Annotated in this window: 24 protein-coding genes; 9 read left to right on the top strand and 15 right to left on the bottom strand. The window is 52.3% G+C overall.

The window, feature by feature from the left end:
- Positions 1 to 321 carry a DUF5997 family protein gene (locus tag NXT01_RS04895; protein WP_259078203.1) on the bottom strand — a complete coding sequence of 107 codons (321 nt, stop codon included), beginning with the start codon at positions 319 to 321 and terminating at the stop codon, positions 1 to 3.
- Positions 322 to 383: 62 nt separating this feature from the next.
- On the opposite strand from NXT01_RS04895, the gene NXT01_RS04890 reads away from it, so the two are divergent.
- Positions 384 to 1,040, top strand: a complete 657-nt coding sequence (locus tag NXT01_RS04890) for a LysR family transcriptional regulator substrate-binding protein (protein WP_259078201.1) — start codon at positions 384 to 386, stop codon at positions 1,038 to 1,040.
- Between the two features lie 6 nt (positions 1,041 to 1,046).
- Here the strand turns inward: NXT01_RS04890 and NXT01_RS04885 are convergent, their stop codons facing one another.
- Both NXT01_RS04885 and glpX read right to left on the bottom strand, forming a co-directional pair.
- Positions 1,047 to 2,444, bottom strand: a complete 1,398-nt coding sequence (locus NXT01_RS04885) for a class II fumarate hydratase (RefSeq protein WP_259078199.1) — start codon at positions 2,442 to 2,444, stop codon at positions 1,047 to 1,049.
- A gap of 199 nt (positions 2,445 to 2,643) precedes the next feature.
- Positions 2,644 to 3,663 carry a class II fructose-bisphosphatase gene (gene glpX / locus NXT01_RS04880; RefSeq protein ID WP_259078196.1) on the bottom strand — a complete coding sequence of 340 codons (1,020 nt, stop codon included), beginning with the start codon at positions 3,661 to 3,663 and terminating at the stop codon, positions 2,644 to 2,646.
- A 229-nt stretch (positions 3,664 to 3,892) separates the two neighbouring features.
- Between glpX and NXT01_RS04875 the strand changes: the two genes are divergently transcribed.
- On the top strand, positions 3,893 to 4,465 hold the full coding sequence (locus NXT01_RS04875) for a DUF4245 domain-containing protein (RefSeq protein ID WP_259078194.1): 573 nt from the start codon (positions 3,893 to 3,895) through the stop codon (positions 4,463 to 4,465).
- Here the strand turns inward: NXT01_RS04875 and NXT01_RS04870 are convergent.
- Positions 4,462 to 4,716, bottom strand: coding sequence for an exodeoxyribonuclease VII small subunit (locus tag NXT01_RS04870; RefSeq protein WP_259078192.1), 255 nt, complete (start codon positions 4,714 to 4,716; stop codon positions 4,462 to 4,464). The genes NXT01_RS04875 and NXT01_RS04870 overlap by 4 nt on opposite strands.
- 20 nt (positions 4,717 to 4,736) lie before the next feature.
- Entirely contained in the window at positions 4,737 to 5,963 is a 1,227-nt protein-coding gene (xseA, locus tag NXT01_RS04865) for an exodeoxyribonuclease VII large subunit (RefSeq protein WP_396124738.1), read from the bottom strand.
- Between the two features lie 40 nt (positions 5,964 to 6,003).
- On the opposite strand from xseA, the gene NXT01_RS04860 reads away from it, so the two are divergent.
- Complete coding sequence (locus NXT01_RS04860; protein WP_259078190.1) at positions 6,004 to 6,960, top strand: 4-hydroxy-3-methylbut-2-enyl diphosphate reductase; 957 nt, start codon at positions 6,004 to 6,006, stop codon at positions 6,958 to 6,960.
- 25 nt (positions 6,961 to 6,985) lie between these two features.
- Here NXT01_RS04860 and NXT01_RS04855 read toward each other — a convergent pair whose 3' ends face one another.
- From NXT01_RS04855 to NXT01_RS04840, 4 genes are all read right to left on the bottom strand, one after another.
- Positions 6,986 to 7,765 (bottom strand): DUF6542 domain-containing protein, encoded by a 780-nt coding sequence (locus tag NXT01_RS04855; RefSeq protein ID WP_259078188.1) that lies wholly within the window; start codon positions 7,763 to 7,765, stop codon positions 6,986 to 6,988.
- A 23-nt stretch (positions 7,766 to 7,788) separates the two neighbouring features.
- Positions 7,789 to 8,994 carry an AI-2E family transporter gene (locus NXT01_RS04850; RefSeq protein ID WP_259078186.1) on the bottom strand — a complete coding sequence of 402 codons (1,206 nt, stop codon included), beginning with the start codon at positions 8,992 to 8,994 and terminating at the stop codon, positions 7,789 to 7,791.
- A gap of 96 nt (positions 8,995 to 9,090) precedes the next feature.
- The gene (gene metS, locus NXT01_RS04845) at positions 9,091 to 9,270 is read right to left on the bottom strand and encodes a methionine/alanine import NSS transporter subunit MetS (RefSeq protein ID WP_259078184.1); all 180 of its coding nucleotides are present in this window, start codon (positions 9,268 to 9,270) and stop codon (positions 9,091 to 9,093) included.
- Between the two features lie 18 nt (positions 9,271 to 9,288).
- Positions 9,289 to 10,914, bottom strand: a complete 1,626-nt coding sequence (locus NXT01_RS04840; RefSeq protein ID WP_259078183.1) for a sodium-dependent transporter — start codon at positions 10,912 to 10,914, stop codon at positions 9,289 to 9,291.
- A 271-nt stretch (positions 10,915 to 11,185) separates the two neighbouring features.
- On the opposite strand from NXT01_RS04840, the gene ychF reads away from it, so the two are divergent.
- Together ychF and NXT01_RS04830 are read left to right on the top strand one after the other, a co-directional pair.
- Entirely contained in the window at positions 11,186 to 12,268 is a 1,083-nt protein-coding gene (ychF, locus tag NXT01_RS04835) for a redox-regulated ATPase YchF (protein ID WP_259078181.1), read from the top strand.
- A 445-nt stretch (positions 12,269 to 12,713) separates the two neighbouring features.
- A complete protein-coding gene (locus tag NXT01_RS04830; RefSeq protein ID WP_259078174.1) occupies positions 12,714 to 13,574 on the top strand; it encodes an SDR family NAD(P)-dependent oxidoreductase in 861 nt (286 codons plus the stop codon).
- Between the two features lie 499 nt (positions 13,575 to 14,073).
- Here NXT01_RS04830 and NXT01_RS04825 read toward each other — a convergent pair whose 3' ends face one another.
- On the bottom strand, positions 14,074 to 14,481 hold the full coding sequence (locus tag NXT01_RS04825) for a hypothetical protein (protein ID WP_259078172.1): 408 nt from the start codon (positions 14,479 to 14,481) through the stop codon (positions 14,074 to 14,076).
- Positions 14,482 to 14,560: 79 nt separating this feature from the next.
- On the opposite strand from NXT01_RS04825, the gene NXT01_RS04820 reads away from it, so the two are divergent.
- Positions 14,561 to 15,415 (top strand): alpha/beta hydrolase, encoded by an 855-nt coding sequence (locus tag NXT01_RS04820; RefSeq protein ID WP_259078170.1) that lies wholly within the window; start codon positions 14,561 to 14,563, stop codon positions 15,413 to 15,415.
- Positions 15,416 to 15,472: 57 nt separating this feature from the next.
- The gene (gene phoU, locus NXT01_RS04815; protein WP_259078168.1) at positions 15,473 to 16,201 is read left to right on the top strand and encodes a phosphate signaling complex protein PhoU; all 729 of its coding nucleotides are present in this window, start codon (positions 15,473 to 15,475) and stop codon (positions 16,199 to 16,201) included.
- A 70-nt stretch (positions 16,202 to 16,271) separates the two neighbouring features.
- On the opposite strand, the gene pstB is transcribed toward phoU, so the two are convergent.
- The 4 genes from pstB to pstS form a co-directional block, all read right to left on the bottom strand.
- Positions 16,272 to 17,048: a phosphate ABC transporter ATP-binding protein PstB gene (gene pstB / locus NXT01_RS04810; RefSeq protein ID WP_259078166.1), complete on the bottom strand. Its 777-nt coding sequence runs from the start codon at positions 17,046 to 17,048 to the stop codon at positions 16,272 to 16,274.
- A gap of 36 nt (positions 17,049 to 17,084) precedes the next feature.
- Complete coding sequence (pstA, locus tag NXT01_RS04805; protein ID WP_259078165.1) at positions 17,085 to 17,984, bottom strand: phosphate ABC transporter permease PstA; 900 nt, start codon at positions 17,982 to 17,984, stop codon at positions 17,085 to 17,087.
- Positions 17,985 to 18,001: 17 nt separating this feature from the next.
- Positions 18,002 to 18,994, bottom strand: coding sequence for a phosphate ABC transporter permease subunit PstC (gene pstC, locus NXT01_RS04800; RefSeq protein WP_259078446.1), 993 nt, complete (start codon positions 18,992 to 18,994; stop codon positions 18,002 to 18,004).
- A gap of 118 nt (positions 18,995 to 19,112) precedes the next feature.
- Positions 19,113 to 20,231 (bottom strand): phosphate ABC transporter substrate-binding protein PstS, encoded by a 1,119-nt coding sequence (gene pstS, locus NXT01_RS04795; RefSeq protein ID WP_259078164.1) that lies wholly within the window; start codon positions 20,229 to 20,231, stop codon positions 19,113 to 19,115.
- 1,605 nt (positions 20,232 to 21,836) lie between these two features.
- Here pstS and NXT01_RS04790 point away from each other — a divergent pair.
- Positions 21,837 to 21,998: a hypothetical protein gene (locus tag NXT01_RS04790; protein WP_259078160.1), complete on the top strand. Its 162-nt coding sequence runs from the start codon at positions 21,837 to 21,839 to the stop codon at positions 21,996 to 21,998.
- An 18-nt stretch (positions 21,999 to 22,016) separates the two neighbouring features.
- Positions 22,017 to 22,580: a hypothetical protein gene (locus NXT01_RS04785; RefSeq protein ID WP_259078159.1), complete on the top strand. Its 564-nt coding sequence runs from the start codon at positions 22,017 to 22,019 to the stop codon at positions 22,578 to 22,580.
- Positions 22,581 to 22,613: 33 nt separating this feature from the next.
- On the opposite strand, the gene NXT01_RS04780 is transcribed toward NXT01_RS04785, so the two are convergent.
- A complete protein-coding gene (locus NXT01_RS04780; protein WP_259078156.1) occupies positions 22,614 to 23,747 on the bottom strand; it encodes a hypothetical protein in 1,134 nt (377 codons plus the stop codon).
- Between the last annotated feature and the right edge of the window lie 63 nt (positions 23,748 to 23,810).

The following is a 23,810-nucleotide window of genomic DNA, read 5'->3' as shown; positions in this document are numbered from 1 at the left end:
CTAGTGTGAATCGCGGTTTTCCGCGAGGTTAGTTCGTTCGGTGCGCAGCCACTCCGGCTGGTTATTGAGCAAGTCCTTAATCTCGGCAGTAGTTAAGGGCTTATCCATGTCATTGCGCTTCAGAGCGGCGATGGTGATACCCAGTTTCTGAGCCACCACTGGGCGAGGATGCGGCCCAGTGCGGCGTAACTCTTCCAACCAATGAGGGGCTTCCTCTTGCAAAGCCACAAATTCTTCGTGACTGAGCGCAGTATGTTGGAACTCCTCTGGGGCGGCGGGCAAGTAGATGCCTAGCTTCTTAGCGGCTGTCTGGGGCTTCATATAAATCCCAGACGGTTTGCGTGCAGATTCTTCATTCACGTAGTAGACGGTACCATTATTTCATGCTCACCTTAAGTTTTATCACTGGAACCGAACCCGATAAGTGGTTTCGACGCTTCCGAGATCGCACCTCTCAGACCGAGCTTAAGGTTCACGCCAGCGATGATCCGCTTGCCGAGTTAATCAGGGGTGAGGTTGTCTTAGCGCTCACTCGGATTCCAGATTCGCGTCTCGATGACACCTACCATGTGGTCCGCTTGTACCAAGAGCAAGTAGGAGTGGCATTCCCCAGTGACCATCCTTTAAATCTTTTAGACGCAGTCACGCCAGCGGAACTAGACGGCGAAATTGTTCATACCCGGTATACCGAAGCCCTCAAAATCGAGGAGATTCGTACGCACCTACACACTGTGGCAGCCAATGTAGGTGTGGTTATTGCTCCGCGTCCTATGCTCAAAGCTCTCAGCGGGGCACGAGTAGCACATCGTCCATTAATCGAGAGTGAAACTCCCCCCACCACCATCGCCTTAGTATGGTTGAAATCCGAAGACAGTGACGATATTCAGGATTTTGTAGGCATTGCTAAAGGGAGAACGAGTAACTCCTCGCGGCATACGCAGCCACAACGATCCGCCCAACAAAAAGCTCGAGATAAAGCAAAGCGCCGCTTGGCGTCGAAACGCGTGCCAGTAAAGCACAACAAGCGGCGCAGCCGATAGCGGAGATTAGTGATCGCGGTCAGTATTGGCCATCGCCAAAACGTCGAGGCGTTTATCGAGTTCTTCCTCGGTCAGTTTTTCTCCGTCAACAAAGCCTAGATCGATAACGGTCTGCCGAATCGTCTTGCCTTCCTTGAGTGCGGTCTTTGCCACCTTCGCGGCATTTTCATAGCCGATAGCGGAGTTCAGCGGGGTCACAATAGACGGGGAGGACTCAGCAAGTGTCTTCATGCGCTCGACATTGGGCTCGATTCCATCCACTAGTCGAGTAGCAAACTGGCGCGCAGTATTAGCGAGCAGGCGAGCCGACTCTAAGACGTTGCGTGCCATCACCGGGATGAATACGTTGAGCTCAAAGTGCCCCTGGGAGCCACCAAATGCTACAGCTGCGTCATTGCCAATGACTTGCGCTGCCACCTGGGTAGCAGTTTCGCAGAGCACTGGATTCACCTTGCCAGGCATGATGGAAGAACCTGGTTGGAGATCAGGAAGGTGAATCTCACCGAGACCAGTAAGTGGGCCGGAGCCCATGAGACGGATATCGTTAGCGATCTTGTTTAAAGAAACGGCGATCGTGCGCATAGCTCCTGAGAATTCCACCAACCCATCGCGGGCTGCCTGCGCCTCGAAGTGGTTAACACACTCTTTCAGCTCCTCAACTCCAGTGAGCTTGACTAGTTCAGCGGTGACTTTTGCGCCGAAATCAGCGGGAGTATTCAAGCCGGTGCCGGTAGCGGTACCACCAATAGGAAGTTCGCCCAAGCGTGGGAGGCAAGCCTCAACGCGCTCGATACCAGCCTCAATTTGGCGGGCATACCCGCTGAACTCCTGGCCTAGGGTCACAGGGACCGCGTCCATGAGGTGAGTACGGCCAGACTTAACAACGCTCTCCCATTCTTTAGCTTTAGCGGCAAGAGAGGCGTGCAGTACCTTCAGGCCTGGAATAAGGTCGCGCACCGCAGCCTCAGTCGCGGCAATATGGGTAGCAGTGGGGAAGGTGTCGTTGGAGGACTGGCCCATATTCACATGATCGTTGGGGTGGACTTCGACACCATTGAGATGCGCAATGGAGGCAATGACCTCGTTGGTATTCATATTCGATGAGGTACCCGAACCAGTTTGGAATACATCGATGGGGAATTCAGCGTCGTGCTTCCCCTCGGCAATTTCCTTAGCAGCCGCGATGATGGCCTCAGCTTGCTCGGTAGGGAGCAAACCACGGTCTTTATTGACCTGGGCGCAGGCCGCTTTAAGTAAGCCGAGGGCCCGGATTTGAGCGGACTCAAGGCCGCGACCAGAGATAGGGAAATTCTCCACAGCACGCTGGGTTTGGGCTCGCCATAGAGCCTTAACGGGAACCTTCACTTCACCCATAGTGTCGTGTTCGATGCGGAATTCAGTCATATACGTTTCCAACCTTTTAAATATGTGAAAGTAAAAGAACTTTCTGCGGAAAATTGGGTCGACTGGGCACTCGGCGTGGCAGGCGCACGAGCAATCCCAGCGCTTAACCTAGTATGGCTCAAAAACGAGGGCAGCGGGAGTTAAAGCGCTCAAGAAGGCCTAGCTTCGTGGCATGAATCACCTCACCAACCCTTTCCCGCTATCTGAGGTCGGCGTGATAATCCACAGCGGAATACTCCTGTAGTTTTGCAAGCTGATGCACGGATTCGATATAGCGCACCGTGCCGCTGCGCGAACGCATCACCAGCGAACGCGTTGTGGCGCCGTTTCGGCGATAGCTCACTCCGCGCAGCATATCTCCATTAGTCAGGCCGGTAGCAACGAAATAGCAGTTATCTCCACGGACTAGGTCATCGGTTCCCAACACCCGATTAAGATCGTGGCCCGCTGCTCGAGCGCGGCTGCGCTCGGCGTCGTTCTGGGGGGCGAGAATCCCTTGAATTTCTCCACCCATGCATTTCATCGCGCAGGCGGTAATAATTCCCTCGGGGGTTCCGCCAACACCCATCATTATATCGACCGAACGACGCATCTGAGCCGCGGCGACGGCGCCCGCAACATCGCCGTCTCTGATTAAACGCACCTTAGCTCCAGCCTCCCGAATATCTCTTATAAGCTCGGCGTGTCGGGGGCGGTCGAGGACCACCACGGTGACATCGGATTTATTAATTCCCTTTGCTCGCGCTACTGCGGAAATATTGGTGGAGACCGGGGCATTAATATCAATGGCTCCAACACAGTCCGGGCCTACTGCGATTTTTTTCATATAGAAGACTGCCGACGGATCATACATCGTGCCGCGCTCGGCAGCAGCGAGAACCGATATAGCATTGGGGCGCCCCTCTGCCATGAGCGTGGTGCCGTCGACAGGGTCGATGGCGATATCAACCTCAGGGCCTTCGCCGGTGCCTACTTTTTCGCCGTTAAAGAGCATGGGGGCGTGATCTTTTTCCCCTTCTCCAATAACAATGACTCCTTTCATGGGGACAGAATTTAAAAGGGTTCGCATGGCGTCCACCGCGGCTCGATCACCGTTATTCTTCTCGCCCCGTCCCACCCAACGTCCTGCTGCTAACGCTGCGGCTTCCGTCACCCGAACAAGATCGAGAGCTAGATTGCGGTCGGGTGTATGTACTTCGTTGCTCGAGGTATAAGTCACAGTATCTCCTTGTAGGTCAGGGGCGTGGAGGCTATCAACACTTGTCCAGGGAGGGGGACCCTCTTGCGTCAATCCCACATTTTAATCCCTAGACATTCACCATTGTGACACCATTTAGTGGGTATTTGCTATGGGTTTACCCTCAACGAGGGGTGACTGTATGAATCGGGGACGGTGCAGAGTGTAGATAGGCTTTGCAACCGGTATGCCAACTGACATACTCATACACATGGCTGAAGAGAAACCACGGATCTACCAATCGGGCCGCGACATCACGCTTTCACTTGGGGCGATCCTCATCGTCATGGTCGTTGCGGTTGCGCCAACTGGCATGTGCTCGACCACCGTTGGTGCTCCTGAATTTGGGCCCGTGAAAGAAGTGGATGCGCGCGCCTTTTTAAGCCTTGAGTCTCGGGCTATGCCTTATCCCCTCCGCTTGCCTCAAGCTCCCCAAGACTGGGTTGCTAATTCTGCCAGACGCTCGAGTATCGATGGGCAGCCGGCAACTGTCGTGGGTTGGGTAGTTGCCGAGAGTGGATATATTAAAATGACCCAGACGGGTCTGCCGGCTGACATAGCAATCGCAGAATACGATAATAATCCCCGTGAGTTAGTCGCTCGCTATCAGATTCAGGGCACGCCCGTGAAGCTGTACGAATCTCCTGACAAGGGGGTTCGCGCGGTGCGCTTGATCGACTTGGGTGATGTCCGCATTCTCTTCTCAGGAGCCGCCAACGATCAAGAATTCGACACGATTATCGCGGGGACAATCCTCACGGATCCTGTCATCTCTGAAGGTTAATCCTGGCTGTTTTCCTGCTGGCCAGTGACCTCCGCAACCTTCGAGGCAGCACGGCTGAGTTGCTCTTCACAGTAACGGGCTAGAGCCTCGCCACGTTCCCAGTACCGTAGTGATTCATCCAAACTCATTTGACCTAATTCTAAGATCTTGACAATCTCGATGAGTTCGTTGCGGGCGTGCTCGTAAGGCAGGGATTCTATCGGTGCGAAGTCTGCTTGTCCTTGGCCGCTGCCAATTGTCTCGTGGGGCATGGTTTTCCTTTTCTTTGTGGTTAGTCTGCGGGCTTATTCTGCATGGCTGCCGCGGTAATTGACCCATCATTCACGCGGATGCGCAGCTGCGAACCCGGGGGAGACTGCTGGATTGAAGTTACTACCTCTGGTGGTGTTCCATCCCGGGGTAATACCTGCACAACAGCATAACCGCGCTCAAGCGTAGCTGCAGGGCCTAAAGTCGAGACCTGCTTGCGCAACATTAGCATCTCTTTGTTAAGGCCATCGATATAGCGGTGAATGGTGCCATCCAACTGGGTTGCAATAAGTGAAAGATCCCGAACATGCTGGTCCACGAGGCTCATCGGTCGAGCCAATACAGGTCGCATCCGCAGATCTCTCAGGGCCCGTGATTCTTTATATACCCAGCCACGCAACGCCTGCGAGCTACGGTAACGAAGCTCCTTAATCAGCTCGCGTTCGGCCACCACATCAGGAACTACCCTCTTGGCCGCATCAGTGGGAGTAGCGGCCCGCAAATCCGCAATATCGTCGAGTACGGGGCGATCCGGTTCATGCCCAATTGCCGACACCACCGGAGTGTGGGTGGCCACCACCTGACGCTGTAAGGCTTCCTCAGAGAAGGGGAGCAAATCTTCAACAGATCCACCGCCACGCGCGATAATAATGACGTCAACATCGGGATGCTCGTCAAGAGTTTTCAGGGCTGCAATAATCTCAGGGACCGCCCGTGCGCCTTGCACGGCGGTATTGATAACCTCAAATTCTACTTCGGGCCACCGTAGCCGTGCTACCGAGAGGACATCGCGTTCGGCAGCTGAGCCGCGACCGGTTATCAAACCGATGCGTCGCGGCAGAAAAGGAAGTGGTTTCTTACGCGTTGGATCGCTGAGGCCTTCGGCTGCCAATTGTTGTCGTAATTTTTCAATACGGGCAAGCATAGCTCCGAGACCAAGGTGTTCGATCTTGGTTATATGAAGTGAAAAGCTGCCGCGACCTTCGTAAAATTGCGGTCGACCGAAACAAACGATTCTGTCACCATCGTGGATTGTGGCTAATAGCTCGTGCGGACACGTGACCGACACACTGGCCTCAACTTCGACATCGCGCAGGGTGAGATATCCATAGCGCCAGCGAGGGTTGGCTTTGAGTTGAGTGACTTGGCCCTCAACCCAAATTGTTCCTAGGCGTTCGATCCAACCTTTAACTTTATTGTTAAATTCCCTGACTGGCCACGCGTTTTCCGGAGAGTGTGCTGCGTCCACGATAGAATTCGACCCCCTATGTGTATTAAGCTCGTAGATTATGACATCAACTAAGAAAGTGCTCCTGGCCGCACCGCGCGGTTATTGTGCAGGAGTAGACCGCGCGGTTGAGACAGTCGAGCGTGCTCTCGACAAGTATGGCGCACCAGTGTATGTGCGTAAAGAAATCGTACACAACCGCTACGTCGTAGATACGCTCGCTGAACGGGGCGCCATCTTTGTTGATGAAACTTTTGAGGTCCCCGACGGAGCTTATCTGGTGTTCTCAGCCCACGGAGTTAGCCCCGAGGTGCATCGGGAAGCCGCGGAGCTTAACCTTACAACTCTCGACGCCACGTGCCCGCTCGTGACCAAGGTGCACAACGAGGTTAAACGATTTGCCCGAGATGGCTATCATATCCTCTTTGTCGGACACGAAGGCCACGAAGAAGTCGAAGGCACTGTAGGAGAGGCTCCGGGTGTCACACACCTCGTGGATGGCCTCGGCGGGGTATCCACCCTTCCCGAGTTCTTGGCCGATAAGGAAAAGCTGATCTGGCTATCCCAAACTACCTTGTCAGTTACCGAAACCATGGAAATTGTGGATCTGCTGCATCAGAAGTATCCGCAGCTCATCGATCCCCCTAGCGATGACATATGTTACGCAACCCAAAATCGTCAGGTTGCCGTCAAAGCGATTGGTGCTCGCGCTGATCTTTTCATTGTGGTGGGATCGCAAAATTCCTCAAATTCCAAACGGCTCGTGGAAGTAGCGCTACAAGCGGGCGCGAAGGCCGCCTATCTTGTTGATTACGCCCATCAAATTGACCCAGCGTGGTTCAACGGTGTGGATACAGTGGGGATTTCCTCCGGAGCATCCGTTCCCGAGATCTTAGTCGATGGGGTGCTGGAGCTTTTGGCTAAAAACGGCTATAACGACGTTGAAGAAGTTCGGACCGCGGCTGAAAAGATCGTCTTCGCCCTTCCGCGCGACCTGCGACCAGCACGAACCTCATAAAACCTTTCCAGCTGGGAGGTTTTTGCTAGCTATACAAATCGTCATCGAGGGAGCCAAGTCGAGGCAGGGTACGCTTATCTAGACGCGGGTTGGGAGTCGCCTGAGCCTGCTCGCTAGCCGCTGGCTGCGGCGGAGACGCTTCAGGCGGCCGCACCGAACGAACGGGTCGTAAAGCATAGGTCTGAGGTTTACGCGATTCTGGGTCACGTTCAAGGACCGATGGGGGGCGTGATCGCGCATTGCGGCGCAATAATTCTTCTACCGTCACAGTGCCTCTATCAGAGCTGCGTCGCACCCGCGAACGAGCCTGGCTAGCTTGCATTGTGGTGCGGGCGTTGGCCGCCCTAGTTTCTTGCAAGGTCTTCTTCACTCGGCGCTCAATAACTCGAGTGCGGCGGCGCAAGAGGCTTACTCGCAAAACCGCGATGAATCCAGATAGAAGGGTGGCGGTGAGGAGTGCGGGGAAGTGTTGCATGAGGGGGTAAAAGACCGAGATAATCTCTGTAGTACTGAGATTTTGGGCTGGTTGGTTATCAGTCACGATGAGCCATCCCGCTATAGCGCTCGAGGTGGCAAAGCACACGGGTACACAACTCACTATTATAAAGAGGGCTTTCGGAATGGTGAGGATAGTAACCAGCAGAGCGCTGAAGGTGAAAATAGCTAGAAAGGGCACCCCGAGAGTTCCCGTTACTAAGGTTGCTCCGACTGCGGTCAGAGAGCCAGCGACGAGGCCGAGTAGCGCGATCTTTAAGGAAAAGCCATAAAAGGGCGCGGAAGACGATTTGCTGGTAGCGGTAGACACAAATAATTATCCTACTATCAGTTTCAGCGACTAAAGATGTCCGCCACTTTTTTGGGCGCCAAACTTACATAGGAACAAATATAACGAGCGATATTCTCGCTGTCACCGAAATCGTCAACCGCAGGGTTGCTCCCTGCCGAATCCTGCTGCGGCGCTACGTATTCACCTGTTCGCTGGGCAATTTTTTCGTTGAGGTAGCGCATAAGAACCGCCACCATGGCAGCTACAGGTACAGCCAAGAAAGCGCCCATCATGCCAAATTGGCTACCGCCGATTGTGATGGAGACGAGGACTACCACCGGGTGCAGATTCATCGCTCGCGAGTGTAAAAGAGGTGCCAGTATATTGGACTCAACCTGCTGAACTACGAGCACAATTGCGAGAGCTATCAGGGCTTCGGTAAAACCCAAGGACACTAGAGCAACTAGAACCGAGAGGGCACCTGCGACAAATGCTCCCACTATGGGAATGAAGCCAGCAACGAAAGTGAGAACTGCGAGCGCCAGCGCCATGGGTACCCCGAGTATTGCGAGACCCAAACCGATAAAAACTGCATCGACGAGAGAGACGATTGCTTGAGCGCGGATAAATCCACCTAAGGTAGCCCAGCAACGGTGGAGAACTTCAGTGAGGTGGAGGCCGATACGCGGGCCGACGATCCCAGATAACCACGGGAGAAAAAGGTCGCCGTCCTTGAGGAAAAAGAACGTAAGCACCACGATTATGCCAATTGTTATCAGTGCAGAGGAGGCGAAGCCGAGTCCAGAAAATAATAGGCCGCCTTCCTGAAGCCAGTTAACCGCCCGATTAATGAGGGCACTCAGATCTTCGGCATCCAAATTAAAAGGCGGGCCCTGTAACCACAGCTGGAGTCTCTGGATTCCTTCGAAAGCTTGGTAGTAGAGAGTTTGAGACTGACGGCCTACCTGTGGGGCCATAATCCTAAGGAGAACACCGATGACGGTAAAAGATCCCACTATGGTGAGAAAAGCTGCTAAACCTGGGTGAACCCCGAGTTTTCGGAGAACGACGAACGGTGGATATAGAACTGTACACACAATGAGCGCCAGTGCGATGGGAAGGACCCCACGCCACGTTTGCCACAATACAATCCCCACTAAGTAAGTGGCAGCAACGATAATCATGAGTCTTAGACACCACGCCGCCAGGATTTTAATGCCACTTGCGATAACCGTGGCGCGATCGGGATACGGGGGAGGGGTGCTCACATTGACAATCTTTCCACATTTTCTCTACGGATAGCGCAAGGGCCGGCTCGACTCGATGTCGATCCGGCCCTTGCGTGTATTGAAAGCTGAGGTCTACTAAGCGGAGTCCTGTCGAATCTCCTGAGCTAGCAAGACATCGTCGGTGGCAAATTCAGCGGTGCCAAAATCACCTGAAACTTCGTCGGGGTGGCGTTGTAGGTGGATGAGGGTAGCAGCAAAGCCTCCCCAAATAACGACCATAAACAAGACCATCATAAAAATTGCGATACCAGTCATGTAAATCAGCACTCCTTTCTATTTGTACTGTTCGATTGCAAAACCAGCCACGCGGGATTCACGGGGATCGAATTGTTTGGGGATCTGCGGAATGCGGTTGAGTTCTGGTGCAATTCCGAAATCTGAGCCTGGAGGGCCGTCGAGTGGGAGCTTGCTGGGCCAGGTGATAAAGCTCATTGCTATTGATGCCACAAATATGAAACCTAAAACGCCCCAGCCGTAGAGAGCCACCTGAATAGTCGTATAACCGCCATATGGTTCCTTAATGAGATCAAGGAGCTCTTTGGCCAGAGTATAGCTCAAAACAATCGCGGTGAGATTTACGATGCTGATTCGCCAAAGGACACCAACTTTAAAGGATGAAACCACATTGAGGTGTGCTGAAACTTCGTCGATTCGCCGCAGGATCCAGTCGTAGCACACGATGATAATCAGCGCGATGAGGACGATGCCAATATTATTGGTGAATTTATCCATAATGTCGAGGTGGATTAAGCCACCGGTGGTGGAGAAAAGCAGCACCGACAACGTGGCCATGACGATGCCAACGCTGAGAGCGGCACGCTTACGTGGCATATTGAGCTTATCTTTGACTGCAGAAACAACAACCTCGAAAAGAGAGAAGAGGGAAGTGAATCCAGCGATGGTTAGAGATCCGAAGAAAAGTACCCCAAACAGACCACCCAAAGGCATCTCATTGATAATGGTGGGGAAGGCAATGAAGGCCAAGCCGATACCACCCGAGGCCGTATCTTCAACGGAAACACCTTGCTGCACAGCCATAAATCCCAATGCAGCAAATACTCCGATGCCGGCAAGCACTTCGAATGAAGAGTTGGCAAAGGCTGTAACCAAGCCGGTACCCGTTAGATTGGTACGAGGCTTGAGGTAGGAGGAGTACGTGAGCATAATGCCGAAGGAAACCGAGAGAGAGAAGAAGATCTGCCCATAGGCGGCGATCCACACGCTGGCGTCTCCAAGGGCTTCCCACTGAGGAGTGAAGAAGGTGTTGAGGCCGTTAGAAGCCCCGTCTAAGAAGAGAGCCCGCACGACCACAACGATGAAAAGGACCGTGAGTAGTGGCATGAAGATCTTAGAGATGCGGCCGATTCCTGAATCGACTCCCATGGCAAGCACAATAATGGCGGCGATCCATACGAAGGCGAGTGCGATGACGATTTCTCCGACATAGTCGAAGGAGAATGTCGCAGAGGCATCCATGCGAAGGAATGACTCGAAGAAATAGGTATTCGGATCATCTCCCCAGACGCGGTTGAAGGACTTCACCGTGTAGAGGCCGGCCCACGCGATAATGGCGGCATAATAAATCGTGATGAAAAAGCAAATTCCTACTTGGATCCATCCGATTGGCTCGCTCCACTTTTTGATGCGCCTGAACACCAGAGGTGCGGAGCCGCGGTAGCGGTGGCCGAGGGCATAGTCGAGGAAAAGGAGGGGAATACCCGCGGTAAGTAGCGCGATGATATAGGGGACAAGGAATGCCCCACCGCCATTTTCGAATGCTACGTAGGGAAACCGCCAAATATTACCCAGTCCAACGGCTGAGCCAATCGCAGCCAGGATGAACACCCAGCGTGTGGAGAAGGTCTCCCTCCTTTGGCTGGTATCTACTTCTGTTGCCATGAGAAGAACGCCTTTCTGTGGTAGTGATCATTACCGCTGGTGGCGGCAACGACTGTGAAGCAAAAAAGAAGTGTCCCTCGCGCTTTTTGAACAGCCCTAAGGGTGCATACCTTTTTTAATAATCAAGAAAACAGTCCTTGCAGAAAGGTTTTCTATCGGTAGAAAGAAACTCTAGCGCAGCGATTTTAGAAAATAGGAATTACTATCCCATATAGTGGGATATGGGGGTGTGGTATGGGGTTATTTTTCTCAGGTGATACCATTAGCAATCGTGAGCTTAACTTTAGGAATTGTAGGACTGCCCAACGTGGGTAAGTCGACGCTATTTAATGCCCTGACCCGCAACGATGTTCTGGCTGCGAATTATCCCTTTGCAACTATCGAGCCCAATATCGGATTGGTTGAATTGCCAGATGAGCGTCTGAAGCGCCTCGCCGAAATTTTCGGATCCGAGCGCATCTTGCCCGCTACCGTTTCCTTTGTTGACATTGCTGGCATTGTCAAGGGAGCTTCTGAAGGCGAAGGAATGGGGAATGCATTCTTAGCCAATATCCGCGAAGCCGACGCTATCTGCCAGGTTGTGCGCGCTTTTGCCGATGATAACGTCATCCATGTCGACGGCAAGGTCGACCCGTCTTCGGATATTGACGTTATTAATACTGAACTCATCTTGGCGGACCTGCAGACTATCGAAAAGGCCTTGCCACGCCTGGAAAAAGAAGCCAAGAAAAATAAAGATTTGGCCGACCATGTGGCAGCTACCAAAACCGCGCAAAGCATCCTCGAAGATGGGCGTACCCTGTTTAGTGCCTCTAAAGCCGGCGAGGTTGATCTAGCTTTGGTCCGTGATCTGCATCTCATGACGGCAAAGCCGTTTCTCTACGTCTTCAACTCCGATGAGGACGTTCTGAGCAATGATAAGCGCAAAGAAGAACTACGAGCCATGGTAGCCCCAGCAGATTGTGTTTTCTTGGATGCTAAAACAGAAACCGACCTGCTTGAACTCGATGACGATGAAGCTTTAGAGCTACTCGAGTCCGTTGGGCAGACCGAGCCGGGCTTACACTCTTTAGCCAAGGCAGGTTTCGCCACCCTTGGGCTGCAAACTTATCTTACTGCGGGCCCCAAGGAATCGCGTGCGTGGACCATCCATAGGGGGGACACAGCTCCCAAGGCTGCCGGTGTCATTCACTCCGACTTCGAGCGTGGCTTTATTAAAGCCGAGGTCGTTTCCTTCGATGACCTCGATGCAGCGGGGTCTATGGTTGAAGCACGTGCTCGGGGGAAGGTTCGCATCGAGGGCAAAGAATACATCATGGCTGATGGTGACGTCGTGGAGTTTCGCCACTCCTAGAAACACCCAGGCTTGAGACCTTTTATAACAATTAGTGCATATTATGGTGCCAGCAGCACATCCGTGGGGATAATGTCTAGCCGGCATAGCGCACCTGCCTGCTCCAGGCGTTAGGAAGCGCCGTTTAATGACATCAACAGTCTATGGTTTTTAAGCTGAGTAATTGACTGTCCCGGTGTTTGTGTTCTCCTAACGGGTTCGTGGATGGGTGAGTGGTGTACTATCAACGCGGTTCCTCGTAGACAAGCGGTATCCTCCGCCAATAGATCCCAGTGCGGAGGAATGACGCGTTATTTTAAGTCTTCAGTGCTAGCTGCGGTCAGAGTCCTCAGACCTCCGCTTCCGGCTTTTTAGTATGATTTCACAGAGTGGTTCGAACCTATGCTGCCACGGAGAAGGGCAATGACGGGTACCGTTGGTCATAAACCTAGCTTAAGGAACCACTATGAAAAATCGTGTTCAACCAATTGAACTACCCGATCAAACCGGCAGTACCTGGCTGGTCACCGGCGCCACAAATGGAGTGGGACAAGAAGTGGCACGGGCGGCACGCAAAGCCGGAGCGCGTTTAATTATCACCGCCCGGGATCGTGGTCGCGGCCTGGCGGCACAGAGAGAGCTTGATGCCATCCGCCTCATAAATCTTGATTTAGCTGATCTCGAAAGTATCCGAGCGGCTGCTGCCTCTGTGGATGAGCCTATTGACGTGCTAATCAACTGCGCTGGTGTGGTTACTCCCAAAAGAGAAGAGACTGTCGACGGTTTTGAAATGATGATGGGGACGAATTTTCTCGGCCCCTTCGCGTTTACCAACCTCATCGCTGGGCACGTTAAACGCCGGGTTGTCATCGTGGGCTCGGAAGCCCATCAAAAAGCTCGGCTCGATTTAGGTGATCTGCAATTTACCAACGGGTGGTGGCCTTTAGCCGCCTATAGCCGATCGAAATTGGCGGATATGCTTTGGGGTTTGGAGCTTTCTCGCCGATTGGGCCCCGTTGATATAACTGTAGCTCACCCTGGGTGGGCAATGACCAATCTGCAAAATGCTTTCTCGGCTCCTGTTAACGCCGCGATTACTGCGGTTTCAAGCCTTGTCGCCCAATCTGCGGCTGATGGGGCGCAATCGGTCTTATGGGCAGCCGTCGCAGATATACCCTCGGGGAGCTATGTTGGCCCAGACGGTTTCGGGGCACTGCGAGGTAACCCCACCCTAATCGGACGGGCCGCCCTGGCCTCAGATCCCTATCTATCCCGTAAATTATGGGATAGTGCTGTTGAACTTACAGCTACCGACCTCCCCTCCTAATAGAGAACCGGAGGTCGCGCCGGAATCCCTCGGCCGCGCGGTTTACAATGCGGTGTCGTCGAAGATTTGCAGAGGCTAGACCATATGCGCCAAGCTTTTCGGCTTTTCAGCATAGCCGCATTGCGCTTCTCATTGCCGTGCGGACTGAGGGGAATGTTACTGCTTCGGCCAGCTCTGACCCACGTAAAAAAGGTCGATCTGCGGTGCACTAGACCAGTGGTCACCTCACTGTCGGATGCTGAGAGATGCGTACACGACCGCTCTGAGGCCTTGTTTAGACTGATAATTGTCACCGCACTAGACGGGTCAGGATTCTACTGCTTCGGGGTCTAAGCCGAGCTTATTATATTTAACCAGGTTGAGGCATAGCCCCTTTTAGGTAACCTCGCCGCATAGTGGTCCGTAGCTTCGGCGAATCTGAGCTCCCGCTTGGCCCCTTTGATAACCGGCAGAAGGCCAAGACTTATATCATTGACGGATAGGGGGACTTGTGCACAACTTAAACGCGATCTCTCCTGCCAAACCAGTTACCGGCGTAGAGAGCCGCGAGAACAAATATGGGCTGGAAGAACAGGCGAGCAAGCCGTTTGGCATCGGTGTCGAGTCCGAAAGCATCGATACTGCCGGTGTATTGAGAAAGATTGCCAGTAAAGACCGCGATGAAAAAGACTATGAGCGCGGCGGTTATGGGGCGCCGGTACCGTGGTAAAGCAATGAGCAGAGCGCCAAAACCGATCTCAATAATCCCCGACCCAACAACTACGGGATCTGCTGGAAAAGGTACCCACGGTGGAACCAGAGCTTGAAATTCTTCGCGAGCAATCGTGAGGTGCGCGACGCCGGCGAAAGCCATAAATCCACCCAGGGATAGTCGGGTGAGATGTTGGCCAAATTCTGAGATGTGCATGAACTAATTATAGGCGACAATCCATCCAGGGCTATACCCCTTCGGGGGGTGGTAACCAGACACCTGATAGAATAGCGATATGGAAAATACAACATTCACACTCCCCACGCGTGACGGTCTGTCATTATTTGGGTATATATGGCTTCCCGAAGTGGCCCCAAAGGCGATTGTGCAGATACAGCATGGTCTTGCCGAGCATGCAGGGCGCTACGAGCGATTCGCTCGAGCCCTCACTTCTGAGGGTTATGCGGTCTATGCGGCTGATGCTCGCGGTTCAGGTAAAAGCGCCGCCGGAGAATACGGTGACTTTGGACCGGACGGCTGGTCTGGATGGGTCGACGATGTCTTTCGATTGACTACGTTTATCAAGCAGTCTCACCCCGGACTTCCGCTGATTATCTTCGGGCATTCCATGGGTTCTTTTGCTACCCAGCAATTCCTCCTCGACCATTCTGAGTTAGCGGACGCAGTGATATTAAGCGGTACAACTGATGCTGCCGGGATCGTCTCCGCCCTTACTTCCGGTGGAGAGGCGGATCTTGCGGCCTTTAACGCACCCTTCGAGCACCGCACCGGTTTTGAGTGGCTGTCACGAGATCCCGCCGAGGTTGATGCCTATGTGGCGGACCCGGCGAACGGTTGGTCAGCGCCTCCCCCCAAGGGGATCGAACACCTAGCGGTCGCATCTGAGGTCGAGCGGGTACAGGCTATCAAAAAAACGCTGCCTATCCTCGTCATTAGCGGAGATCACGATCCGGTCGCCGGCCCTCAGGCTCTAGGTCCGCAAGCTGTTGCCGCACGTTATCAGCACGTAGGCCTCAATGATGTCGAGTTGAAACTGTACCCTGAGGCACGCCACGAGATCCTTAATGAAATTAATCGCGACGAAGTCACGGCCGATATTATAGATTTTATCTCTCGCCATAATCTCTAAATTTTTGGGCTAAATTACCCGTGCATTTAGGGAAAGCATCACGTAGACTTAGGGCTTATGCGTACTGTTTACAGAGAGAAAATTCGCAATTTATCCCATGATATGATTCTCATGTGCGATCAGATTAATCATATGATTCGCGCAGCTACACAAGCTCTTGTTCACAACGATCTAGAGAAGGCTCAAGATGTGAAGAGATCCGCAGTGGATCTTGAGCAACTGAGAATCTCTTGTGAGAATACTTCCTTCGAACTACTTGCGAGGGAAGCGCCGGTGGCCCGAGATCTACGCCAGGTGGTCTCGGGCATTTATATCTGCCAAGACTTGGCTCGCATGGGTGCACTGAGTAGCCATATTGCAGGGATCGCGCTAAGAGCTCAGCCTCAAGCGGCCATCGATGAGACTATGGCGCCCTATTTCGAGGAGATAGGGCGGTTGTGCGATGAAATGACCCAGTCCACGCACGAAGTTCTCGTTTCACGTGATGCAGATCGAGCCGTGCAGATGGGGCGTGACGATCAAGCTATTGATGATATCTACGAGAGTATAAATCGAATTATCTCCAGCGGTGATCGAGAGCTCGGACACAGGCAGATAGTAAGTATGACTCTACTGAGTCGGTACTACGAGCGCTTCGGAGATCACTGTGTATCGGTGGGTGCACGAATGGTTTATATGGCGACCGGATACAAGCTTGAGGAGTATTTGGATATGCGTGATCTTGATGAGAAAGAAAGGGTATTGCAGGCACGCTTCCGTAATATTGCTAGTACATTTGATGACTAGTTAGAGGATATTTGTAGAAAGTTAAATGCTCTCATTCCGTCATAAGAATGAGAGCAATTATTTATTCGTTTTAACCGAAGCGTCCGGTGATATAATCTTCGGTTTCTTTTTGCGTTGGTTTTTCAAAGAGTTGCTTAGTTTCGCCAACTTCTACTAAACGTCCAGGCTTTCCCGTTGCTTCGAGAGAGAAGAAAGCGGTTTGGTCCGAGACGCGTGCTGCCTGCTGCATATTGTGGGTGACGATCACGATTGTAAACTGCTCTTTAAGCTCATGAATGAGATCCTCAACTGCCAGGGTCGATATAGGGTCGAGGGCGGAGCATGGCTCATCCATGAGCAGCACCTCGGGTTCGACAGCTATGGCGCGCGCGATACACAGGCGCTGTTGTTGCCCACCCGAAAGTCCAGAGCCAGGCTTATCCAGGCGATCTTTGACTTCGTCCCATAGGTTGGCACCTCTGAGTGATTTTTCGGCTACTTCCTTCAAGCGTGCCTTGTTCTTAACCCCTGATAGCCGCAGTCCTGCGACCACATTGTCTTCGATTGACATAGTGGGAAATGGATTCGGTCGCTGGAAAACCATACCAATAGTATTTCGGACTGAGACGGGATCGACCTGAGGGGCGTATATATTCTCGCCGTCAAGAAGCACTTCGCCCGTTACGTAGGCGCCAGGGATGACTTCATGCATCCGGTTCAACGAGCGCAGTACTGTTGACTTACCACAGCCGGAAGGGCCGATAAAAGCGGTAACTGACTGCGGGGGAACATGGAGATTAACATTTTGGACAGCGTGAAAGTCACCGTAAAAAATGTCAACATCTTTGAGATCTAGGCGCTTAGCCATAGAGAGACAACCTTCCTTGAGAAATATAGTGTGTGGCTAAGCCTTGACAGAAAAGCGGCTAGCTATAATGCGTGCAACGATATTGATCGTGGCAATGATGAGAACCAGGGTGAGAGCGGCGCCCCACATATTTTGTACCGACGCTCCCGTGTTACCAGCTCCATATTCGCCCAAAATATAGAGCGGGAGAGAGGATTGAGAAGAACCAAAGGGGTTGTATTTAATGATGCGGGACGCCGCAACCAGGATGAGCATGGGAGCTGATTCGCCCATGACGCGAGCTATAGCAAGCATGACGCCCGTAACAATTCCAGACAATGCAGTTGGGAGAACGATCTTTACAATAGTTTTCCATTTAGGAACTCCGAGAGCATAAGACGCTTCACGCAACTCATTAGGTACTACTCGCAGCATTTCCTCGGTATTGCGAATCACGATGGGCAGCATGAGGAGAACTAAAGCCAGCGATACGGCAAATCCCGAACGGTTCATGCCAAACATCACGACCCACATGGAGTAGATAAACAGGGAAGCAATAATTGATGGCACACCAGAAAGAATGTCCACCATAAAAGTTGTCATCTTGCCCAGTCGCGAATTCCCAGCGTATTCCACGAGGTATATAGCCACAAAAATTCCAAGCGGTACCGTCATAATTGCGGTCACGAGAGCCTGGACTATCGTGCCTATGATGGCGTGGGCTACGCCGCCAGAAGCTGAGCCAAGGGTTACGCCCATTTGGGAGCGAGTCCACCATTGGGTGCTCAGCAGACTTGGGGTACCGCGCACGATGAGTTCGAATAAAACCCACATCAGCGGTATAAGTGCGAGAACCATACTGGTGTATATCACCGTCGTGGCAACCTTATCTGCGAATTTACGGCTGCCTTTGATTTCTGTAAAAACCACCGATGGGGTGGAAGTTGAGGTAGTCATAGTATTCTCAGCACTCCTTAGTACTTCTTCTTGGCAGCCATACGGGCGGCGGTGTTGACCACGAAGGTGAGGACGAACAGCACGAGCCCTGCTGACATATAGGCGCCCGCTTTGAGATTATCGTTGAACTCAGGTGCAGCATTGGCAATTAAGGTGGCGAAGGTAGCTCCACCATCGAAAAGTGAGCCATTGAAATCTGCTGACGGAGACATCACCATATAGAGCGCCATAGTTTCACCCAGCGCTCGCCCAAGGCCGAGCATGGAGCCTGATATAAAGCCCGATTTGCCGAAGGGTAACACTGCTAGCCGCACAGTTTCCCAGCGGGTTGCGCCTAAAGCCAAGGCTGCCTCAATATTCCCTCGCGGCGTTTGTACGAAAACCTCTCGGGTTGTCGCTGCGATCACAGGCAAAATCATAATCGCCAGGACGATGCCGCCGGTGAAAATATTGCGTCCGGTATCAAAGGAGGGCGAGTTGGGATAGACGGCAAATAATGGTATGAAGCTGAGGCGGGTACTAAGACTTTCGTAGAAGGATCCTAGAGCTGGCCCGAGAGCCATAAAACCCCACAGACCGTACACAATGGACGGTACTGCTGCCAAAAGATCTACCAGGAACCCTAAGGGGCGCACTAGACGCTTAGGGGCGTAGGACGTGAGGAATATTGCAATTCCCAGCGCCACAGGCATGGCGAGCAAGAGTGCCACGAGGGACACCATGACGGTGACGAGGAAGAGATTGGGGATCCCAAAGTGCATAGCGCTGACATCGCTGAGATCCCAACGCTGATTGAATAAGAAGAAATTTTCCTCATTACGGGCTAAGGATGGAACAGCCCGCAGCATGAGAAAAATTCCGATGGCAAAAATAGTCAACGAGACCAATATCGAGGAACCGTTGGAGAGGATCTGAAATACGCGGTCGCCAGGTCGGATGACTGAAGATCTTGGGGCTGGCTCGGCAGGATCCTGCTGTGGGGGAGCGATCTGCGCAGCCGAAGTTTTCATCGAGATGGATTTTTCTTGAGTAGAAGTCGAAAGGGGCATAGGTGCTTTCCTTGATATGAACTGATCTGCCCGGTGCGGACACGATAGTCCGCACCGGGAATTCAGTCTGGGGGAACAGCTATTGGATAGCCTCTACGGCAGCTGCGAGCTTGGTCTTGAATTCTCCCTGAACCGGGATATAGCCCGCGTCTTCCAGCGCTTGGCCCTGACCTTGGTCAAGCACGACAGTGAGGAAGTTCTTTACAAGGTCGCGATCGTGTGATTGATCGTCGGGGTATGTGGAGCAGACGATCTCGTAGGTGGTGAGCACCAGCGGATAGGCGCCAGGTTCGTTCATAGCGAAGAGGGTCTTCGCATCGACAACCATATCGTGGCCGTCACCCTTGAACTCCACGGAGTCGAGTGCCTTACCGACAGTGTCCTTGTTGAGTTCTACTGCTCCGGAGCCGAAGTCCATCTTCGCCACTCCCAAGTTTTTGGATTTTGCGTAGCCTGATTCCACATAGGTGATGGCACCTTCGACAGCCGAAACCTCATCAGTTACACCCGAGGACTTATTGGCACCTTGGCCAACTCCTTGCGGGAATTGCTTAGAAGGCTCGTGAGGCCATGCAGCATCCGCGGTGGCGCTTAAGAATTTCATGAAGTTGTCGGAGGTACCAGACTCGTCGGCGCGGAAGACGACCGTAATACCGGTGTCAGGAAGGGCGACGTCTGGGTTAAGTGCAGCAATTTTAGGGTCGTTCCACTTGGTTATGGCTCCATCGAAGATTTCTGCAACTAAGGTAGGCGAAAGTGTTATATCGACTCCTGGAAGGTTGTAGGCAATGGCTACCGGCCCGATGGCCATAGGCAGGTGCCAGGCGTCGTTGCCACCGCAACGGGTGCGAGCTTCTTCAATTTGGTTGATGCCTTTTTTATTGTCTTGGAGTGGCGAATCAGAGCCGGCGAAAGCCACCACGCTAGCCAAGAACTGTTTTTGACCTGCGCCGGACCCCGTCGGGTTGTAGGAGAGAGCGGAACCGGTGGCCTCAAAGAGTGGAGCCCACACACGCATGGCATTGTCCTGTGAAGAGGCGCCCTCGCCTTTGAGCTCCCCTGTGGTTTCGTTAAGACCCTGCACCTGAACTGCATCCTCGCCGCCTGCTCCGCCTTCGGAGCAAGCAGTTAAGCCAAGGCTTGCTGCGAGAGAAGCAGTGGCGATAATAAGAGCCTTGCGGCGTGTAGTAGAGAACAAAACAACCTCCGATAAGAGTGGATGACATTTATGCAACGATGATCGTCGTTCGGGGCTATCGGCTGGGTTTTGTCGATCGGAAAACACGGGTGGACTGCCAGCTCAAGGCAGATATAGACCTTAAGCTGAGACCTAGCTAAGAAAACGTTGGTCTCTTCCAATGGTTAAAACAAACAAAAATTTGATTATCCACTATAAAAGCGGTAGTGTCAGGAGTAGTCAGGATCTTTTAGCAATGCTGGTAGCGACTTAAAGCCCGCGCTATTACTTGGCGGTATAGCGGGAAATGAAAGATAAGTCGCGGACAGGTCTGCGAAAAGGGTCTGAACTTCTGCTGATGCTACTTGTCCTCTAGTGATGTCCAATCGACCTTGGCGGGTGTGATAGCTGAACATCCTCAGGCTAGCACAGCTTAAATCAGCTAAGCCGGGGGTAGAGCCCCTGGCTTTGCTTTGTGCCCGAGTGGAGCTGCTAATCCATATAAGATGCGGTCTCTGTGAGAGGGCTCACTTTAAGAGTTAGCTAAGATTTCCCAACCTTTATTGAGTTGATCCGTACTGCTTAAATATGTGTTGAGCTGTAAATTTCCCCCTTTCGGCTATGTGGCTTGGAAAAGTAGACGGGCTTAGTGGAATAACGAGGCTAAAACAACCAACACTGTAAAATTGTGATATATATTACTTTTTTGAGTGGGGGTGGAAAATTATCTCCTAACCCACCGATTTATAGGTAGCCCCACGAGTGCCCAAGCCTACGCAAGCAGATCTAATACGCCTCGAATGAAGCGTAGTTCCATCAAGAGTGCCGCCGATTCTGGAAAAAGTACTTACACAAGCTCTGCCCCCTTACTCAAGGGTACTTATACGTGCCTCCAAGCCGTGTGTGCAATGGCACGAATTTTCCCTTACCTCCACCAAGTCTTCTTTAAGGGGGCACAACGAAGAGGGAAGCACAATCACATCAGAATTTTCGCACAACCTCATATTTCTATGTCGAACGCCCCGCGCATTGCGGCAGCTCGCTGATCCCGGAAAGCGATACGCGCGGGTGCCAACCGTATGCTGCCAGTGCGAACAGGTGTGCAGGCAATTTCCGGAGTCGGAGAAACGGTCTCTAGTGTGAAACCCCTAGTATGAGAGCCTTTGAGTTAAAACCTCAGGGTGAAAACAAGACCTCCTGCTTCGAGTATGCCCGAATGAAGAGCTATTGCCGGGGAGTGCCCGCGGCCATAACGGGGTGCACTTTAATACCTCGGTATCTTCACTTCGCAGCCTAATAGTCGTGGAGGCAGCCGGTGTCTTTCCTGGAGGTGCCAGCTCATGAAAAAAGTTATGGGAATTGCAGAACAATACGATCACTGACCCGATCTCAGAGAAATCCGCAAAATATATGGTGAGATCCAGACCGGACACAGACTTTTACCCTTGCGCAGTCCATCTGGCTACCCAAGGATTAGTGCCCTCCAGGCGCCCCTCATGGTTCGCGAATGGCTAAAAGCGACCTCATCACATTCCACCAGCTCTGCAGACAATCAAACTCTTCAAAGCTAACAAGATAGTGGAATGGCATATTGTAAAAGACGAAAGATCACAATTAAGGAGACCAATGTTCACTGAGCTACTACACAATCGATCTAGTGTGCGCGCCTTTCGTAACGAGCCAGTTGAGGACAAAGACATTGATATTATCCTCTCCGCAATGAGTAATACCGCGTCGAGCAACTATGGTATGCGCGCCTGTATGATCCGTATCTCCTCACAAGAGTAGAAGAGTGAAATTGCTGCTATGTCCGGTCAAGCTTTTATTGCTCAGTCACCGGAGCTGTGGATTTTTATTGCAGATGATTGCCGCAATCGTGAGATTGCCGAAAGTTTCGATGTAAAAATCCCCCAGGAGCGCCTCGATGTCGGTATTTTCCTCCAAGCTATGACCGATGCTTTACTGATGGCGCAAACCGCAGCGATCGCTATTGAATCGCTTGATATGGGCAGCGTCTTCCTCGGTAGTATTCTCAACGATCCCCGCAAAATTATCGAGATATGTCAGCTTCCCCCTCGAACCATGCCCGTTGTGGGATTGGCGTGGGGCCCATATGATCACCGCGAGGTTAAAAAACCCAAGCTAGGTCCGCAACTAAGGGTGTTCCACGATGCTTATACGCTAGCGGAAGACTATGGAGAACATCTCAGTGCTTTCAACGAGCTGGTCGAGCAGTACTATGCGCAGCGGTCGGGCCCGAGAGTGACGACGACTTTCTTTGAGCATATTACGCACATTTCTAGCACCTACAAACCGCAGCGCAACCAGTATTTTAAGATCGCTGAGGAAAGAGGATTTAGACTGCTATAAGAAAACCCCAGTACTAAGACTGGGGTGAAGAGTTTAGATCCGGATGCCGGCGTGCGGAGCAAACCAGCTAGCCACCGCTGCAAATAATCCAATGACAGCGGAGATAATAGCGACCACTATTCCAATTGTGGAATCTTTTTGGAGCTTGTCGTATTTTTTTTGCAACTGGGAAAGATCTTGGGTGTTTTTGCCGTCGAACTCCTGGCGCAGCTTCTCCAGGTCCGCCTTAGCCTCATTGAGTTTCTGCTGCGCTTGATTGCGATCATTCACAGCATTATTGAAGCGCTCTTGAGCTAGATCGAGATCTCTTTTCGCCCTATTGAGCTTGAGCTCGTTGTCGCGCAGGATGCGGTTGTATTCCGCCGCACTAGGAAGATCGCTCCCGAAGTGGTTTCCCATTACCTCCTTCAACGTCGCTTTTTGGAGCAGCAGGTTATCCGCCGAGGGGAAGTAATGATCGAAACCCTCAGCCTTGGTGCGCTGCGGAATCTGTTGATTAAAGTCGGCGCGGTGAATAATCGACATCACTGCGGGAGCGCCACTGGCACTCACTAAGTTAAAAGCACCTACTGCTTGGCCTACATAGCCTTTCCCTGGTACCCACGCTGGACCACCCGAGTCGCCGCCTTTGGTACCAAGATCGGCAGCGTAGGCTAAGTGATCGTCAATATGTAGCACTTTGCTGCAGAAAACATGGTCGAAAGTCGTGGCTCCAAATCGACAAATGTCGTCGCCCACGCTCGGTTGGTAATAGCGATCACCAGAGAATTTATTGCTTCCTGGAGTCACCTTATCGGAGAGATCAATATAGGCAATATCGTGGAAGAAGTAGTCGGCAGTTAATTTTCTTCGTTCGAGTTCGGACACCCGCGGATCGATCGTTGGATCCACGTCGTAGGGATGTTTTATCACGCCAATTTCGGTTCCAGTTGACGTGAAAACGAAAGAGTTATCTCTGGCGCAGTGACCTGCAGTCCAGATGCGCCGATTCTCTCTATCAACGAAGCCAACCGTGCAGGTGAATGTGGAGGGTCCCTCCTGGAGTTTAATGGCATCGCCCTGATTGATGATGGGCTTCGAGGCGGACACTTCTTGGGTGTGAGCAATTCCGGTGCTGAGCAGGGAGAAAGAGACAACAACTGATGCCAGTGCTCGAGAAAATCGCATGGAGGATACTTCCTTAAGGGACGAAAGATAAAGCGCGTCGCGCTTGGCGACGCGCTTTATAGG

The sequence above is a fragment of the Corynebacterium sp. ES2775-CONJ genome, assembly GCF_024814515.1.
Taxonomy (GTDB): Bacteria; Actinomycetota; Actinomycetes; order Mycobacteriales; family Mycobacteriaceae; genus Corynebacterium.
This window is presented reverse-complemented; position numbering and strand designations above follow the sequence as displayed.

Coding starts and splice junctions, on each gene's coding strand:
- NXT01_RS04870 (WP_259078192.1), bottom strand. CDS start 4,716: ATGCCCCACGAGACAATTGGCAGCGGCCAAGGACAAGCAGACTTCGCA.
- NXT01_RS04895 (WP_259078203.1), bottom strand. CDS start 321: ATGAAGCCCCAGACAGCCGCTAAGAAGCTAGGCATCTACTTGCCCGCC.
- NXT01_RS04830 (WP_259078174.1), top strand. CDS start 12,714: ATGAAAAATCGTGTTCAACCAATTGAACTACCCGATCAAACCGGCAGT.
- NXT01_RS04840 (WP_259078183.1), bottom strand. CDS start 10,914: ATGGCAACAGAAGTAGATACCAGCCAAAGGAGGGAGACCTTCTCCACA.
- NXT01_RS04885 (WP_259078199.1), bottom strand. CDS start 2,444: ATGACTGAATTCCGCATCGAACACGACACTATGGGTGAAGTGAAGGTT.
- NXT01_RS04860 (WP_259078190.1), top strand. CDS start 6,004: ATGACATCAACTAAGAAAGTGCTCCTGGCCGCACCGCGCGGTTATTGT.
- NXT01_RS04875 (WP_259078194.1), top strand. CDS start 3,893: ATGGCTGAAGAGAAACCACGGATCTACCAATCGGGCCGCGACATCACG.
- phoU (WP_259078168.1), top strand. CDS start 15,473: ATGCGTACTGTTTACAGAGAGAAAATTCGCAATTTATCCCATGATATG.
- NXT01_RS04790 (WP_259078160.1), top strand. CDS start 21,837: ATGTTCACTGAGCTACTACACAATCGATCTAGTGTGCGCGCCTTTCGT.
- NXT01_RS04780 (WP_259078156.1), bottom strand. CDS start 23,747: ATGCGATTTTCTCGAGCACTGGCATCAGTTGTTGTCTCTTTCTCCCTG.
- NXT01_RS04820 (WP_259078170.1), top strand. CDS start 14,561: ATGGAAAATACAACATTCACACTCCCCACGCGTGACGGTCTGTCATTA.
- NXT01_RS04890 (WP_259078201.1), top strand. CDS start 384: ATGCTCACCTTAAGTTTTATCACTGGAACCGAACCCGATAAGTGGTTT.
- metS (WP_259078184.1), bottom strand. CDS start 9,270: ATGACTGGTATCGCAATTTTTATGATGGTCTTGTTTATGGTCGTTATT.
- NXT01_RS04785 (WP_259078159.1), top strand. CDS start 22,017: ATGTCCGGTCAAGCTTTTATTGCTCAGTCACCGGAGCTGTGGATTTTT.
- pstC (WP_259078446.1), bottom strand. CDS start 18,994: ATGAAAACTTCGGCTGCGCAGATCGCTCCCCCACAGCAGGATCCTGCC.
- pstA (WP_259078165.1), bottom strand. CDS start 17,984: ATGACTACCTCAACTTCCACCCCATCGGTGGTTTTTACAGAAATCAAA.
- pstB (WP_259078166.1), bottom strand. CDS start 17,048: ATGGCTAAGCGCCTAGATCTCAAAGATGTTGACATTTTTTACGGTGAC.
- NXT01_RS04825 (WP_259078172.1), bottom strand. CDS start 14,481: ATGCACATCTCAGAATTTGGCCAACATCTCACCCGACTATCCCTGGGT.